The organism is Lysinibacillus sp. FSL M8-0337, assembly GCF_038593855.1.
Lineage (GTDB): Bacteria > Bacillota > Bacilli > Bacillales_A > Planococcaceae > Lysinibacillus > Lysinibacillus sphaericus_D.
Map to the genome: position 1 here is coordinate 2,172,653 of NZ_CP151996.1, position 15,717 is coordinate 2,188,369.

General features: G+C 35.2%; 16 protein-coding genes. 1 reads left to right on the forward strand and 15 read right to left on the reverse strand.

Annotated elements, in window-relative coordinates; genetic code table 11:
* Positions 1–8: 8 nt before the first annotated feature.
* From MKY08_RS10305 to MKY08_RS10325, 5 genes are all read right to left on the reverse strand, one after another.
* Entirely contained in the window at positions 9–197 is a 189-nt protein-coding gene (locus MKY08_RS10305) for a hypothetical protein (RefSeq protein WP_024361777.1), read from the reverse strand.
* A gap of 97 nt (positions 198–294) precedes the next feature.
* Positions 295–1,839 carry a sodium/solute symporter gene (locus MKY08_RS10310; RefSeq protein WP_069512646.1) on the reverse strand — a complete coding sequence of 515 codons (1,545 nt, stop codon included), beginning with the start codon at positions 1,837–1,839 and terminating at the stop codon, positions 295–297.
* Positions 1,836–2,174, reverse strand: a complete 339-nt coding sequence (locus MKY08_RS10315) for a DUF485 domain-containing protein (protein ID WP_024361775.1) — start codon at positions 2,172–2,174, stop codon at positions 1,836–1,838. The genes MKY08_RS10310 and MKY08_RS10315 overlap by 4 nt, the downstream gene beginning before the upstream one ends.
* Positions 2,175–2,632: 458 nt before the next feature.
* Positions 2,633–4,186 carry a cation acetate symporter gene (locus MKY08_RS10320; protein WP_069512645.1) on the reverse strand — a complete coding sequence of 518 codons (1,554 nt, stop codon included), beginning with the start codon at positions 4,184–4,186 and terminating at the stop codon, positions 2,633–2,635.
* A complete protein-coding gene (locus tag MKY08_RS10325; RefSeq protein ID WP_069512644.1) occupies positions 4,187–4,522 on the reverse strand; it encodes a DUF485 domain-containing protein in 336 nt (111 codons plus the stop codon).
* A gap of 559 nt (positions 4,523–5,081) precedes the next feature.
* On the opposite strand from MKY08_RS10325, the gene MKY08_RS10330 reads away from it, so the two are divergent.
* Entirely contained in the window at positions 5,082–5,702 is a 621-nt protein-coding gene (locus MKY08_RS10330) for an SCO family protein (RefSeq protein WP_069512643.1), read from the forward strand.
* A gap of 312 nt (positions 5,703–6,014) precedes the next feature.
* Here the strand turns inward: MKY08_RS10330 and MKY08_RS10335 are convergent, their stop codons facing one another.
* The 10 genes from MKY08_RS10335 to MKY08_RS10380 form a co-directional block, all read right to left on the reverse strand.
* Positions 6,015–7,169, reverse strand: a complete 1,155-nt coding sequence (locus MKY08_RS10335; protein WP_069512642.1) for a PIN domain-containing protein — start codon at positions 7,167–7,169, stop codon at positions 6,015–6,017.
* Between the two features lie 29 nt (positions 7,170–7,198).
* Positions 7,199–7,690: a GNAT family N-acetyltransferase gene (locus MKY08_RS10340; RefSeq protein ID WP_069512641.1), complete on the reverse strand. Its 492-nt coding sequence runs from the start codon at positions 7,688–7,690 to the stop codon at positions 7,199–7,201.
* Between the two features lie 55 nt (positions 7,691–7,745).
* Positions 7,746–9,101: an NAD(P)-binding domain-containing protein gene (locus tag MKY08_RS10345; protein ID WP_069512640.1), complete on the reverse strand. Its 1,356-nt coding sequence runs from the start codon at positions 9,099–9,101 to the stop codon at positions 7,746–7,748.
* A gap of 375 nt (positions 9,102–9,476) precedes the next feature.
* Complete coding sequence (locus MKY08_RS10350; RefSeq protein ID WP_069512639.1) at positions 9,477–9,758, reverse strand: Fe-S cluster assembly protein HesB; 282 nt, start codon at positions 9,756–9,758, stop codon at positions 9,477–9,479.
* Entirely contained in the window at positions 9,755–11,524 is a 1,770-nt protein-coding gene (gene arsA, locus MKY08_RS10355; RefSeq protein WP_069512638.1) for an arsenical pump-driving ATPase, read from the reverse strand. Before arsA ends, MKY08_RS10350 begins: the two co-directional genes overlap by 4 nt.
* 1 nt (position 11,525) lies before the next feature.
* Positions 11,526–11,885 carry an arsenite efflux transporter metallochaperone ArsD gene (arsD, locus tag MKY08_RS10360; protein ID WP_069512637.1) on the reverse strand — a complete coding sequence of 120 codons (360 nt, stop codon included), beginning with the start codon at positions 11,883–11,885 and terminating at the stop codon, positions 11,526–11,528.
* A 1-nt stretch (position 11,886) separates the two neighbouring features.
* Complete coding sequence (gene arsC, locus MKY08_RS10365) at positions 11,887–12,306, reverse strand: arsenate reductase (thioredoxin) (RefSeq protein WP_069512636.1); 420 nt, start codon at positions 12,304–12,306, stop codon at positions 11,887–11,889.
* A gap of 12 nt (positions 12,307–12,318) precedes the next feature.
* Positions 12,319–13,377 (reverse strand): ACR3 family arsenite efflux transporter, encoded by a 1,059-nt coding sequence (gene arsB / locus MKY08_RS10370; protein WP_069512635.1) that lies wholly within the window; start codon positions 13,375–13,377, stop codon positions 12,319–12,321.
* Complete coding sequence (locus MKY08_RS10375; RefSeq protein ID WP_069512634.1) at positions 13,370–13,696, reverse strand: metalloregulator ArsR/SmtB family transcription factor; 327 nt, start codon at positions 13,694–13,696, stop codon at positions 13,370–13,372. Before MKY08_RS10375 ends, arsB begins: the two co-directional genes overlap by 8 nt.
* Positions 13,697–14,049: 353 nt before the next feature.
* The gene (locus MKY08_RS10380; protein ID WP_069512633.1) at positions 14,050–15,612 is read right to left on the reverse strand and encodes a family 10 glycosylhydrolase; all 1,563 of its coding nucleotides are present in this window, start codon (positions 15,610–15,612) and stop codon (positions 14,050–14,052) included.
* Positions 15,613–15,717: the final 105 nt, after the last annotated feature.

A 15,717-nucleotide genomic window follows, 5' to 3' on the forward strand; every position in this document is an offset into this window, starting at 1 on the left:
AGCCACATTTAGAGCGAGTAATCGTCTCCGTGTGGCTGTTTCCTATGTTTTGTTCTATTGTGTTCTAATGTAGCATGCTTCGTTTTTGTCACGCGTTCATGCGTACTAAAAGGGGCCGTTTGACGTTTTTTCTCAACATCCTTACCTTGCGTCCGTTTTAAATGCATACGTTTCTTTTTAGCTTTAGATAGTGCCATGCTAATCCCTCCATTTCACATTACCAATATATTACCGAAAAGAGGGAGAAAAGTAAAACCCCGTAAGCATAAAGTTTACGGGGTTTTAGTGATAGTATTAATGAGATACGTCTTGAACTGAAATACCAGTATTTGCTTTTACATCAACTTCACGATATTTCGCTTCATCAGTTTCTTTAGAAAGTAACGTTCCGATGAAACCACCTAAGAAACCAAGTGGTACAGAAATTATTGCAGGATTCGTTAACATAATTAACGGATTACCTACGAAGATTGCTTTACCTTCAACTGGATTCCAAACGTTTGGAGATACAGCTACAAGTATTAAAGCAGAAATTAAACCTGTTAACATCGCTGTTACTGCACCAGCCGTATTAAAGCGTTTCCAATAAATTGTGTAAATAATTACTGGTAAGTTTGCCGAACCAGCAATACAGAATGCTAGTGATACTAAGAATGCAACGTTTAATGTTTGTGCACCAAGTGCAAGAAGGATTGATACTATAGAGATTGTAATAGAACCGATACGAGCAGCAAGTACTTGCTCTTTTTCTGTAACCTTACCTTTTTTAATAATTTGACCATAAATATCATGTGATAGGGCAGATGCACCTGAAAGTACAAGACCTGCTACTACCGCTAAGATTGTTGCGAATGCTACTGCACAAACGAATGAGAACAGAATGTCGCCACCAAGTGCTTCTGCAAGAAGTGGAGCAGCCATGTTACCAGCCGCGTTTGCAGCGATAATGTCTTCTTTACCAACGAATGCAGCAGCACCGAAGCCTAAGAAGATTGTTAATACATAGAATAGACCTACAATCCAAGTAGCCCAAATAACTGAAGAACGAGCTGTTTTTGCATCTTTTACTGTGAAGAAACGCATTAAGATATGTGGAAGACCTGCAGTACCTAATACAAGGGCAATTAAAACTGAAATTGTATCAATACCGTTTGTATACTTAAGTCCAGGATTTAAGTATGCCGCACCGCTGTCAGTAGCAGTAGACATTTCTGTAAACATTGTTGAAATACTGAAGCCAAACTCTTTTAATACTAAGAAAGAAATAATGACAGTACCTAACATTAATAGACAAGCTTTAATAATTTGTACCCAAGAAGTTGCAGTCATACCACCGAATAAAACATAAGTAGTCATCATAACACCAACGATTAATACTGCAACCCAATAGTCAATTCCTAAAAGTAATTGAATAAGTGCGCCTGCACCAACTAGTTGTGCAATCATGTAGAACAATACAATTGTAATGGTACTTAGAGCTGCTGTACCACGAACTTTAGAATTATTAAAACGTGCTGTAATCATGTCAGCTAATGTAAATTTACCAAGGTTACGTAATGGCTCAGCTACGATATATAGCACCACTAAGTAAGCTACTAAATAACCGATAGAGAAGAAGAATCCATCAAATCCGAATAATGCAACGGCACCAGCGATCCCTAGGAAAGAAGCTGCTGATAAGTAGTCACCAGCGATAGCTAGTCCATTTTGCCAGCCTGTTAAACCACCGCCTGCAGTGTAGAAATCACTTGCAGAAGAAGTACGTTTAGATGCCCACCATGTAATAATTAATGTAAGACCAACAATTGCTACGAAGAAAAATATTGCGATAAAGCTCATAGGCGGCCACCCCCGTTTTCATATTCAGCTATAATTGCTTTTGCTTCTTTGTCATAGCTATTTGCTTTCGCAACATATAGATGACATAAACTCCAAGTCATGATGAATAATCCTGCTGCGTAAATCCATACCCAAGTGACTTCCCCAATAGCCTTTTGGTGTAGGATTGTTGTGTAAGATGTAAGAATAGGTAGCAACATGTAAGCTGCTAAAAAGAATACAGTGATTGACCATAGAAAGGCATTCTTTTTTCTTACAAGTGCTTTAAACGATTCTTGTTTTGCAATTGCATCATAATCAATAACAATGCTTTTGCTTGCTTGATTGTTCGCCATAAACATTCCCCATTTTGTGTTTATTTTTACTGCTTAAATACTATTTTTTGCTACTTTAGTGAATTCACATCTTAATTTTATGAGACAGTTCACGAAATTGCAATACATTTCAGAAAAATTATGTAAAAAAAATTTTCTGAAAAATAGACTTTAAACAGAAAATACATGACAAAGCCTAGAAATTAAAGGGTTTTCGAATATTCAGATAAATTTATAAGACGATGATATTACTAGCTTCTTGACAAAAAAACAGTTGTAATAACCGAGAAAAAATACGTTTTTTCCAGAAAAAATAAACACTATTTCTCTAGTGAAAATTGGTTATTTTCTTATTTTTGGAAAAAGAATAGTATTGTTCGATAAGTAAAATGTTTAATTTTTTATAATAAAAAAAGAAAAAACCCGACCGAAGTCGAGTCTTTTTTTGCTATGAAAAAGGTCATTAACATCTCAAGCGATTAATGAGAAATATCTGAAACGGATACCCCTGTATTTGCTTTTACACGGATCTCTTTGTAAATACGATCCGCCTCTGCTTGAGATACTTTGTTAGTAGAAAGAACAGAACCTAAGTACCCGGCAATAAAGCCAAGAGGAATCGTGATAATTGCTGGAACTGCAAGTGGCACTAGTGGATTTCCAACAAAAATTGCTGCACCTTCAACTGGACTCCAAACGTTTGGACCCATAGCACCTAGAACTAAACATGAAACTAAGCCTGTTACCATGGCAGTTACCGCACCAGTTGAATTGAACTTTTTCCAGTAAATTGTATATAAAATAACAGGTAGGTTGGCAGAAGCCCCGATACAGAATGCAAATGATACTAAGAATGAAACGTTTAAACTTTGTGCAAATAATGCAAGGATAATCGATACAATGGCAATTGAAATTGAGCCTGTACGAGCAGCTAAAACTTGTTGCTTTTCAGTTAATTTACCATTTTTAATAATCTCACCATAAATATCATGAGAAATTGCAGATGCACCTGTTAATACTAGTCCTGAAACTACCGCTAAGATTGTTGCAAATGCAACCGCACAAATAAATGACATCAGCACATCGCCACCAAGGAATTCAGCTAATAGTGGAGCTGCCGTATTTCCAGCTTTACTTTCAGCGATGATTTTATCAAGCCCTACAAAGTGCATAGCACCAAAACCTAAGAAAATTGTTAATGAGAAGAAAATAGCTGTAATCCAAGTTGTCCAAGAAATAGAAGCACGAGCTGTTTTAGCATCTTTAACAGTAAAGAAGCGCATTAGGATATGTGGTAAACCTGACGTACCTAATACTAGTGCCATCATCATTGAAACAGAGTCAATTGAACTTGAGTATTTCATACCTGGCACTAAAAACTTATCGCCGTGATCAGATGAAATCGTATCAAACATTTTCACTAAAGAGAAATCGAATTTCATTAATACCAGTGTTGCTAATAAACCTGTCCCAAATAGTAAAAGTCCAGCTTTAATAATTTGAACCCATGAAGTAGCCGTCATACCACCAAATAATACATAAGTAGTCATCATAACGCCTACAATTAACACCGCAACCCAATACTCAATACCAAATAATAATTTAATAAGAGCACCAGCACCTACTAATTGAGCAATCATATAAAGAATAACGATAATAATTGTGCCTGTAGCAGCTACTCCACGAATACGTTTTTCATTAAAGCGAGCTGTTAACATATCGGCTAATGTATAGCGTCCTAAATTACGCATTGGTTCCGCAATGACATATAGTAAAACTAAGTTCGCAACAACATAACCTACTGAGAAGAAGAAACCATCAAAACCAGTTAATGCGATAGCACCTGAAACCCCTAGAAATGCAGCCGCTGATAAGTAGTCACCAGCAATCGCAAAGCCGTTTTGCCATCCTTTTAATCCACCACCGGCAGTATAGAAATCACTGGCAGAAGAAGTACGCTTCGCAGCGATATACGTAACGATTAATGTTAAACCTACGATTCCTAAGAAGAATCCTACTGATACTAAATTCATTTATTTTCCACCTTTCGCTTGATACTCTGCAAGAACTGCAGCTGCAGCTTTATCGAATGAAGAAGCTTTTTTTACATATACTGTACAAAGAACAATTGTCATGATGAAAAGTCCTGCTGAGTAAATCCAAACGCCCGTAATACTACCAACAACTTTTTGTTGTAGTACAGGCTGGAAAGCAAGGATTGGTAGTAAAATATAAAGAATTAAAAACCCTGCTGTGATCGAAAAAAGGAAAGTATTTTTCTTTTTTACGAAGTTGTTGAACGATTCCATAGCTTCAATTGCATTATAGTCAACTGATTGTACGTTTTTGTTCTCAGTAATGTTAGCCATTATTATTCCCCCTAAAGTTATATATTGCTGTTTAAAACGACATATTTCTTTTTGTCTCGTCGTTATATTCACTTATTTTATGAGGAAGAATCCTATAATGCAATACTAAAATTTTAGTTTTTCAAATTTTTAGTCAAATTTAGATAGTCGAAATAAAGTAGAAATAATAAGGATTTAATAGAAATTATATGTATGAAAGAGAACACGTTTTACTATTGAAATAGTATTGTTGAAATAGCTTATTGATAATAATTTCGAATGTAAAAGAAAAAATGAACTTGAAAGAGAATTTTAGCGTTTTCCTTTTTTTTCTATAAAATAGGGTATGTAAATGAATAGCAAAAAAACCTTGTTATATAACAATTATATGATGTCTTGGGAAATAAGAAATTTAGTAAAAAAATGCTGAAAAAATTTTTAAAAAAACTTTTACCAAGATGGTATAAAATGGTTTAAAAGTTACCAAAAACATACAAATAAAGGAGTTTGACATAAAGAAGGAAATGATTCAAGACCATTATCTTGTATTTGTAATCTATAATTTATACAATAAAAAACGATGATAAGTTGGAGGGAAGTGTACACTTTGTTAAGAAGGAAATGGATCATACTAGTTGGATTACTAGTAATAAGTAGTTTATTAACTGCTTGCGGTAGTTATAAATTTGAACCTGAAATGAGTATTGACGTACAAGATTTTTCTTTTACCAATCAAAACAATGAGCAAGTGAACCTTGAGAGCTTTAAAGGAGAGCCTTGGCTAGCCATGTTCATATTTACAAATTGCAATTCGATTTGTCCGCCAATGACATATAATATGACAGATGTGCAAAAGTCATTAGAAGATGAAGGCGTAAAGGACTATAAAATCGTAGCATTTAGCGTAGATCCAGAAGTTGACACACCGGATGTATTAAAAAATTATTTAAAAACGTACACGGTTGTTGATGATAGCAAATGGCAGCTGCTGACTGGGTATAAGCAAGTATATATAGAGCAATTTGCACGAAAATCATTTAATTCATTAGTAAAAAATGATCCAAATTCTGATCAAGTAGTACATATGTCGAGCTTTTATTTAGTTAATGCTGACGGTGTTGTCGTAAAAGATTATGATGGCACGACAGATGTACCGGTTGAAACAATCGTAGCAGATATGAAAGCATTGTCTAAAAACTAAATACCACGCAAAATAAACTCAGTTGATTAAACGATTAGCTGAGTTTATTTTTTTATTCCTGTCTCACTATCATAAGTATACTTAATTATGAAACATAACTTCCTATAATTTATATTATGTAAACTAAAATTATTTGGCGTGAGGAGGGCTTGTATACGTCAACTACCCATCTATACGCATAGTTTGTTGTATATGGACAAGAACATACTGCTGTATCTTATGGATTATCAGCATTGCACATATGTCTTCAATAAAATAACCCCGTTCTAATTAGAGAATAGGGTTAATAAAACTTTATATTTTTTAAGTTATTTAAAATATTTCTTCTGGATTTATCACTATGTCTTCTGGGTCTATCAATATTTCTTCTGGATTTATCATGGAATTATTCGTTTTTGTAAGTGTTTCTATATCTTTTACTTCAAAGTTCGCAGCATTGAGTTCACCGTTTATACTAAAAGTAAATTCTATAGTATGGGTAATAGTTTCATTCCCTATAGGGAAATATGGGCTTTCGCCTTTATCACGAAATGCATTCCAAAGATATAATGAGACAAAATGTTTAACATCTAAAGACCCGTAAATAATTATTTCTGAACCGTAAATTTCTCTTTCAAAGGTATTTAAAGATGTATTTAATAATGTGATTGACTCTAATTTACATAAATTATAGCGATAATCATTGATTATATTGTTTATTTCTACTTCAGAAAGCTCATCAATATAAAAACCTAGCTCTGATTGCAGTTCTTCCATAAATTCTTCCTTTATTACTTTTTCAACGTAAGATTCGTTTAGATTGCTATTTGCCCAATTAAGTAACTTAGTAAAACTTCTTTCTTCTTCTTTCTCTGTAATCAAATCTTTGATATTGTCAGAATTAGATGTTAGAAATTTCTCGATTGATTTATACGGCACTAATCGTTCTGTATCAGCAAGTAAATCAGGATGAATAGATTCTTTATCAGATGCATAGAATTCCTTCGTGTTATTTGATAGGAAATAACCAGATATCCCGTGCTTTTCTACATATTTTGAATAAGTTAACCAAATAACAGTATCTTTAAACTCCTCTTTTTGATAATCAAAAGGCTTTTTATTATTAAGGGCACGTTGAACTATTTCATTAAACATATCAAACTCTGTATGGTGAATAATAATTAAATGACCGTCTTTTATCATATTTTCATAAAAATCTGTTAGTTCTGATAGATAAAATTCATCGTCTTTGAAGGTGTGTTCTACGCTTGTCACAACTATTTTATTCAGCTCAAAGTGAGCTTCTCCAAAAGCCTTTCTTCTTTTTTTTAATTCACGTTTATAATTATTTATAACTTCCTGATAAACAACATTAGAAATAAAAATCTTTCCATTAATTTCTTTAATCGTTTTTAAGAAATTTCTAGCGAAATTCTCCTTAAAAAATGGATCAGGAAATAATATATTCGAATCCAAAAAAATATTCATCTTTTCACCTCTATTAATATTTATAGACTTTATATTATATCACTTCTTTTTTCCATTATAATGGTATCGTTCCATTTTCCGTGTAACATAGCTATTTTTTCCCTCGTACCAACAATTCTAAAGCCCATTTTTGTATGTAGTCGAATACTTGCTGCATTGATGGCAAAGATAGATGATTGAAGTGTCCAAAACCCTGCTATTTCACTCTCTTCAATTAGTACTTTAAATAGCTTCGAGGCAATACCTTTCCCTTTACTATCACTCGATATATATACACTAACTTCTCCAACTCCAGAATAAACAGCACGTGCAGAAACGGGTGAAATGCCAATCCAACCAACCACTTTATTTTGATCTTCTGTTACAAAACGTAATGTTGCATGGTGCCCTTCATCCCACTCTTGTTCACTTGGTACTTCTGTTTGAAAGGTTGCCATCCCAGTTTCAATTCCCTCTTTGTAAATCTCTAATACGGCTTTCAAATCCTTCTGTTCCATTTTACGAATAATCAGTGTGTCCATCTCATTATCCCCTTTTTATAAAATGACTGCTAGCTTTCGCTAACAGTCATATTTTTTAACAACATGAATTTGATTGATTGGCAAGATTTATACCGCATACCCCTGTTTCAGGTAACTCCAATTCCACTCGTTTCGAAGCTTCTTTATCACCTGTTAAGTAAGCTGTTATTGAACGGACTTGTTCGTATCCAGTTGCCATTAAAAATGTTGGTGCGCGTCCATAACTTTTTGCACCGACAATATAGAAATCCTTTTCTGGTTGTCTCAGTATTTCTTCCCCATGCGCTCTTACTGTTCCACAACTATGCTCATTAGGGTCAATTAGAGGCGCCAATGCTTTTACACTTTCTGTTGCTGTATCAATGGAAAGCCGTAGTTCACTGTTAATCGTAAGATCTGGTCGATTACCTGCGTTGACAATTAGCTCTTCAAATCCTGTTAATACCTTTGTTTCCCCGTTAATAGTACCAACAATTTGGATACTCTCATCTTTCTTCAACTGTGAGATATAGAAAGGTGTTATTACCTCAACCTTACCTGTATCTACTAATTCGTGAATACGTACACCAAGTGCGCCACGAGCTGCTAATGCATCGTTTTCTTCGCCACCATATGCTTCTTCAACAGATTTTTTACGCATAATCCATACTAACTTTGTTGCAGGATTCTCTTTTTGTAATTCCGCAAGTGCCAATAAGGTATTAATAGCTGAATGGCCTCCACCAATAACAGCAATCTTCTTATTTGCATATCTCTTAGCATTTGAATTTATATTTGGAATACCATACTCAATGTAATTTGCTAATGCTTTTTCATTTTCTAGCCAAACACCTGTAGTATTTGCTGGATTTGGATTTCCCCAGGTACCCGTCGCATCAATAACAGCTCTCGCCTCAATGGTATTGATATCATTCTCTTGTTCAACATAAATATTAAAGAACTGTTCTACTCGATTTTTCGTCTTCATCTTATCATTAAATTGTCGTGAAATCGCAACTACTTTTGCGTTCAATTGAATGTTAGGTTTTATTTGTACTAACTCACTCAAAGGTCTTAAATAGAGATCAATTAATTCATTTCCCGTTGGTAATGTATCTAAATTAGGTTCTACCCAATCGGAGGTATCTAATAAAGCTTTGGCTGCTTTATTGATGTTATATCGCCATGGGGAAAATAACGTAACATGCCCCCAACTACGAATATTATGTGCTATTTCACGCCCTGCCTCTAGTAAAATAAATGCTTGCTTTTGTTCTACTAAATGAGCTGCTGCAGCTAATCCAATTGGACCTGCGCCAATTATTACAATCGGTAAATTCTTATTAGAATTATTTACAGTCTCTTGTACCTCAATATCCTTTGCAGGAGTACAACAAGATCCATTTTGATTGATTACTTTTAGTGTTTTCATAATTAACTTCTTCTCTTTCATTCTTTATATAAGCATTTCCTTATATAAAAAGTATTTTTTACGTCTAGCAGTTAGCTAGACGTTTATTTAAACTTTGTGAGTGAATTTACTACACTTCATTTTTACAAATCGTTTTATCAAGTTCTTTTATGGCTTTTTCGAATTGTAACCATGTAGAAATGTCGTAGCGCTCCATATCCCCTTTAAAGAAGAAATCAAAAGCAAACTCTTTAGCCTCTACTATTCATTATTAACTTTAAATATGCGATAAAATAATCTTTAGTTAAAATGCTAGCATGAGTTACTGTCATTTCTAATCCTCCATACAAAGGATGGAATAATTGCTAAGGCTGTTAGTATATTTAAGGTCTCTGTTTAACAAGATGTCGGAGAGTATCCTACCAGTACTAACCCGAGTTCACCATTCTCTTCTTCTGCATGGATCGTAACATCTTTTAATTGTGGTGCAATATCAGGGTGGATTGCGACTTCGATACCTTCAATTGTTTGAATAGCATCTTCTGCTGCTGGTGCTTCTAAACCTACACCTAAATTAACTCCACAGCAGCCTGCAATACCAAAGAAACGAAGTGTTTTAACCTCCGAATCAGCTATTACCTGGTCTAAATAATGTTTACCTTCTGGACTCATTTTCATTTGATTTTCTCTCCTTTTAGTTCATGTAAGCCTTTTGTTCCAACCGGTGGTGTTTTTACCCATGGGATGGCCACGAAATGATTGTTGCTGATGGATTGTACTTCTTTCAGCCATTTTCTTTCGGCTTGTTGTTTTTGAATTAATATTGGACTTGTCGTGTAGATAGATGAAAACGTCTGGTTAATAACCCACCAATCAACAGATAATCCAGCACGCTGCAAATCTTCCTGTAAGCGTGTCGCTTCATAAACAGGTGTTGCTTCAGGAAGAGTTATGATGGCAACACTCGTATAGGAAGCATCACGCAACCTTGGTAACAGGTTAGAAACAGCTGGAGGAATATCCCCTTGTGAACGGCTTATTTCGCGATGATAAGCTTCCGTTGCATCTAATAACAGCAACGTATGCCCTGTTGGTGCTGTATCAATAATAATGATCTCATCTTGATGATTTTCTACCACATTTGCAAATGCTCGGAATACAGCTATTTCCTCTGTACAAGGAGAAGCCAAATCCTCTTTCACAAATGCTAAACCTTCTTCGTTCATCGTTTCACTTGCCTGTGCAAGCACTTCAGCTTCATAGTTTGCAACTTCTACTTTCGGATCTATTCGACTTATCGTTAAATTTTTGACTTGTTCGTCACCGAATGTCCAATTTAAATGTGCAGCAGGATCTGTTGTAGTTAAATGTACAGGAGTACCCTTTTCCGCTAAGCGTAAGGCAATATAAGAAGCAACCGTTGTTTTACCAACCCCGCCTTTACCCATCGTAAAAATCAGTTTCGGTTTACGTTCTAAATAATCAGCAATCATTTCTTCCACTTCAGGAATCTTAGTTTCTTCGCTTGATTCATTTGTATGTGTAATTTCTTGATTGGTCATCCATGCTTGCATACGCTCAATACTTGATAATGAGTACGGTACAAACGGTAAGTAGAAATGTTCAAATCGATTTAGTTCTTCTGGAATTCTGGCTAATGCATCCGATTGACGTGCAATGAAAGCCTCTTCGATATGATCAGTAGAATTGACATTACGCATATATCCATTAATTAATAAAGTCTGATTTTGAATACCAATTTCAAATAACTCGTGAGAAGCACGTGCTGCTTCTTTTAAAGGGTTTTCTTCAGGGCGTGTCACTAACATTAACGTTGTTTGGTTAGCATCTTTTAAACGATTAACAGCCTCTTTATAGACTTCTCGTTGTGGTTCTAGCCCTTTTAAAGGACCTAAACATGAAGTGCCAGTCGTGTTTTCATCTAGAAATGTAGACCATGCTGAAGGTAGTTGTAATAAGCGTAACGTATGTCCTGTTGGTGCTGTATCAAACACGATAGTGTCAAAATTGCCAATCACAGAAGTATCAGTCAATAGTGTTGCGAATTCATTAAAGGCAGCAATTTCTACTGTACAAGCCCCAGAAAGTTGTTCCTCCATATTTTGAATGACCACATCAGGTAGTTTTCCACGGTACGGACCAACCATTTGCTCTTTGTAATGTTGTGCTGCTTGTTCAGGGTCTAAATTTATCGCAAATAAATTGTCTATGCCTTCAATCTTTGTTGGACTATTAGAAAGCGTTTGACCAAAAATATCTTGTAAGTTGGATGCGGGATCTGTACTAATTAAAAGTACCTTTTTCCCCTCACTTGCAATGGCTATTGATAGGCTACAAGCAACAGATGTTTTTCCTACGCCTCCCTTCCCCGTAAAAAACAAGAACGGTGTGTTAGGGAAATGACTTCTTGTAAAGCGTTCCATTTTAGGCATCTCCTTTTAGTGACAAACGTACTTTCGGCTTTTGTAATAGTTCTTTTTCTGAAAGCCCTGACCACTGTGAAAATTGCTCATTTGTTGGATATTTCCCTTTACAAAGCAATTCTCCATCCACAAACGTTGCAGGTAAGGCATCCATTCCTTCGGCCATTAAAAGTTGATTGATTGTTTCGTTTTCTACAAAAGCATTTGGTTCATTAGTCAGATTAAATCGTTCAGCTTCAAAGTTGGTTTTCTTTAAATTATTCATTATAAAGGACATACGCAATAATTCTGGGTCTATAGAAGGTCCACATAAGCCTGTAGAACAGCACATTGCTGGCTCATAGATATGAATTTTTTTCAATTTACTTCAGCTCCTCGGCTACAAATTTTTCAATACGTTTTCCTATAGCATCACGAACGTTTTGGAAAACTGCCCACTTTTCTTCTTCTGAACCGGACGCTTTCGCTGGATCTTCAAATCCCCAATGTTCACGACGAACATGAGGTGGCGTCATCGGACATTTATCAGCGGCATCTCCGCATAATGTAACGACAAATGTTGCATTGTTTAATGTCTCTAAATCAATTAAATCTGATGTATGATTTGAAATATCAACCTCTACCTCCGCCATCGCTTTAATAGCATTTGGATTTACTCCATGTGCCTCAATCCCAGCACTTTTTACAATCCAATTAGTAGGCAATAATTTTCTAGCCCATCCTTCAGCCATTTGACTACGGCATGAGTTCCCTGTACACAAGAAATAAAGTGTATTTGTCATAAGTATTGCTCCTTATAATTTAATGGTTTTAAAGTATTTTTTCTGCCAACGTAAGGCAACCCATACAAGTCCTATGAGTACGGGTACTTCTACAAGTGGACCAATAACAGCGGCGAATGCCACGCCACTATGAAGGCCAAATACGCCAACTGCTACCGCAATCGCTAACTCAAAGTTGTTACTTGCAGCTGTAAAAGAAAGAGCTGCTGTGACAGGATAAGACGCGCCAGCTTTACGTGAAGAGAAGAATGAAACAGCAAACATCACAACAAAGTAAATAAATAATGGAATTGCAATTCGTACGACATCGAGTGGGAGTTCCACTAGTTGCTCACCTTTTAAAGCAAACATCATCACAATTGTGAACAGCAGTGCAATTAGAGTCAGTGGTGAAATCTTCGGCAAGAACTTTTCTTCATACCACTGTTTTCCTTTTGTTTTAATACCAATCCATCGAGTCAGAAATCCTGCAGCAAAAGGTATTCCTAAATAAATAAGAACACTCTTTGTAATTTCCCACATAGAGATGGAAACATTGAAATTCTCTAAACCAAACCAACCAGGTAATACATTTAAGAAAAAGTAAGCAAAGATTGAATATGTCACGATTTGAAAGATAGAGTTAAAGGCAACTAAGCCAGCTACATATTCACGGTCCCCACGTGCTAGATCATTCCACACAATGACCATGGCTATACAGCGAGCCAAGCCAATCATAATGAGTCCAGCCATGTACTCTGGATAATCACGCAAAAAGATGATGGCTAAAAAGAACATTAAGAACGGTCCAAGTAACCAGTTTTGGAAAAGTGATAGTAAAAGTACCTTCCAATCCTTAAATACTCTCCACATTTCTTCATACTTTACTTTCGCTAATGGCGGGTACATCATCACAATTAACCCTATAGCAATAGGTATTGATGTTGTGCCAATAGACATGGACTCTAATGCTTCACCAATATTAGGCATAGTGATACTTAATAAAACGCCTATTCCCATCGCAACAAATATCCAAATGGTAAGGTAACGATCTAGAAAAGAAAGCTGTTTGGTTAAAGAGTCATTACTCATTATCATTTCCCCCTACATGGCAACAATCTGTACCACAGTTGCACCCGTTTAAAGGCTGAATTTGTTCTAAAATGCCCTTCATCAGTGGCGTTTGATCCTCTACTAAACGATAATGCTTCCAAGTCCCTACTTTTCGTTCAGTAATAATACCTGCCTCCTTTAATTTTCGTAGATGCTGACTAACTGCTGGTTGTGATATGCCTAGTACATCCACAAAATCACATACACAAACCTCCCCATTTTTCATACATGCAAGTAATTTAATGCGATTCAAATCAGCTGCTGCTTTTAATTGTTTTTCAATTAGTGTATTTTCCATTTATCTACACTCCTTATATAATCATTTACTTATATATTATTTTAAATAAAATCACCTCATAAGAAAGGTGACTTAATCATTATATAACTATATTCTTATATTATGATTTATTGTTTTAAATTGCAACAGATATTTGCCCAATTTGGAAATTTTGCTGAAAAGAAAATAAGTACCATTTATATCTCCAGGCCGTATATAGAGCTGCTTTACAATAAGGACAACTAAATGTTCCTTTGCGGTTAGCTATTAGCTAATGGAAACAACCTCGTAAGCTTAGTTACGAGGTTGTTATTATTAAACTTTTCAGTTTGATATCGTTCTTTTGTGTTTAGGATCAGGTGTTGGCTCTACTACTACTGGTAAGGAATTCCGTCTTTTAGAACAAAAGCAGTTTTACTTTCCACACCTGTAGCAGATATAGACTTTATACCATATGTGTATACTTTACTCTTATTTGCATTAGTATCTACATAAATAGTATTACCTTGTGTGTTATAAACCACGTCAACAATATTTTTAACGTCTTCATATGAACCTTCTTTTGTTCCATCAAATCGATATATTACATATTTCCTTGGTTGAGTACTATTTTCATCTGTAATTGTAAGCTTCATGCCGAAAGACTCTTTACTCAATTTAACATCAGTTGGACATAAAGGTATTGCAGAGTCTTTCCAATAAATTGAAGGTGTTAAAGCTTTATAATTGTATAGTTGCTGATTTAGATAAGAGGCATGTCCAAGAGCGTTATTGTTAATACTTCTAAGAGAAAAATGCATTTGTCCTTGAACATTATTATTTTCTCTGTTGGCGATGACTTGGCTGATAAGCTCCGTCTTATTTTTCCATGTAGTATCAGAATCATTTCCAACTTTATGATTGGCCATGCCAATATATAGATTAACAGGATGGACTTTTGCGTACGTTTGAACTTCTCTTCCCCACCAATCTAATAAAACAGAGTAATTTGCTGCTTTATGATTTCTGGACCAATAGATTTGAGGCGCAATATAATCGATACTTCCATCTTTAATCCACTGTCTTGTATCAGCATAAAGATCATCGTAGTTACTCATTCCATTCGTGTTACTACCAGTAGAATCTTGCCCTTTGTTTCGCCAAATTCCAAACGGAGATATTCCGTATTGAACATGTGGTTTAATTGCCTTAATGCTTGCATAAACCTTTTTTACTAATTGATTAACATTATTTCTGCGCCAGTCTTCAATATTTTTGAATGAGCCACCATACTTTTTAAAAGTTTGTTGATCTTGAAAAGTCTCTCCTTTTATTTTATAAGGATAGAAGTAATCATCCATATGTACAGCGTCTATATCATAGTTGCTTACTAATTCTTCTATGGTTGATAATAAGTAATTTTGAACTTCCGGCAAACCAGGATCTAAATAGTATTGTTTACCGTATTTCACTACCCAATTAGAATTTTTACGGGCTACATTATCGGCAGCAAGATTAGTCAAAGATTGCGAAGGCATCGTGACCCTATATGGGTTTACCCAAGCATGAAGTTCTAATCCTCGCTTATGTGCTTCGTCCAGCATTATTTGCAATGGATCAAAACCCGGATTGGTCCCTTGTGTCTTGCCTGTTATATACGATGACCATGGAGCAAGCTTAGACGGGTACAGTGCATCATTTAATGGCTTAACTTGAAAGATAACTGTATTAAAGTTATCAGCTTTTAATTTGTCTAAGGTACTTTGAACCCATTGCGTATATTGGGTTTTATTCATACCTGCCTTCATATCAATATTAGATACTGTTGCAATCCAGGCTGCACGCATTTCATTTTGAGGTAGTGAATTAGCTGTAGCCTTTTGATTTGCAAAAACAGGGATAAGTAAAAGTAAAATCAAAAAAGTTACTAAGCACTTTTTAAAAAAATTTTTAAACATAAATAATGAAATCTCTCCTTTTAATTCACAGCTATTCAAACCTAGCTGTTACTATAACCTAAGTAAATACCATTTCAGCCTATTCTATAAAAGTAGGAACTGATT

Excerpts from the sequence above, each read along its gene's own strand:
- MKY08_RS10305 (WP_024361777.1), bottom strand. The coding sequence starts at position 197 with ATGGCACTATCTAAAGCTAAAAAGAAACGTATGCATTTAAAACGGACG.
- MKY08_RS10310 (WP_069512646.1), bottom strand. The coding sequence starts at position 1,839 with ATGAGCTTTATCGCAATATTTTTCTTCGTAGCAATTGTTGGTCTTACA.
- MKY08_RS10315 (WP_024361775.1), bottom strand. The coding sequence starts at position 2,174 with ATGGCGAACAATCAAGCAAGCAAAAGCATTGTTATTGATTATGATGCA.
- MKY08_RS10320 (WP_069512645.1), bottom strand. The coding sequence starts at position 4,186 with ATGAATTTAGTATCAGTAGGATTCTTCTTAGGAATCGTAGGTTTAACA.
- MKY08_RS10325 (WP_069512644.1), bottom strand. The coding sequence starts at position 4,522 with ATGGCTAACATTACTGAGAACAAAAACGTACAATCAGTTGACTATAAT.
- MKY08_RS10330 (WP_069512643.1), top strand. The coding sequence starts at position 5,082 with ATGATAAGTTGGAGGGAAGTGTACACTTTGTTAAGAAGGAAATGGATC.
- MKY08_RS10335 (WP_069512642.1), bottom strand. The coding sequence starts at position 7,169 with ATGAATATTTTTTTGGATTCGAATATATTATTTCCTGATCCATTTTTT.
- MKY08_RS10340 (WP_069512641.1), bottom strand. The coding sequence starts at position 7,690 with ATGGACACACTGATTATTCGTAAAATGGAACAGAAGGATTTGAAAGCC.
- MKY08_RS10345 (WP_069512640.1), bottom strand. The coding sequence starts at position 9,101 with ATGAAAACACTAAAAGTAATCAATCAAAATGGATCTTGTTGTACTCCT.
- MKY08_RS10350 (WP_069512639.1), bottom strand. The coding sequence starts at position 9,758 with ATGAAAATGAGTCCAGAAGGTAAACATTATTTAGACCAGGTAATAGCT.
- arsA (WP_069512638.1), bottom strand. The coding sequence starts at position 11,524 with ATGGAACGCTTTACAAGAAGTCATTTCCCTAACACACCGTTCTTGTTT.
- arsC (WP_069512636.1), bottom strand. The coding sequence starts at position 12,306 with ATGACAAATACACTTTATTTCTTGTGTACAGGGAACTCATGCCGTAGT.
- arsB (WP_069512635.1), bottom strand. The coding sequence starts at position 13,377 with ATGAGTAATGACTCTTTAACCAAACAGCTTTCTTTTCTAGATCGTTAC.
- MKY08_RS10375 (WP_069512634.1), bottom strand. The coding sequence starts at position 13,696 with ATGGAAAATACACTAATTGAAAAACAATTAAAAGCAGCAGCTGATTTG.
- MKY08_RS10380 (WP_069512633.1), bottom strand. The coding sequence starts at position 15,612 with ATGTTTAAAAATTTTTTTAAAAAGTGCTTAGTAACTTTTTTGATTTTA.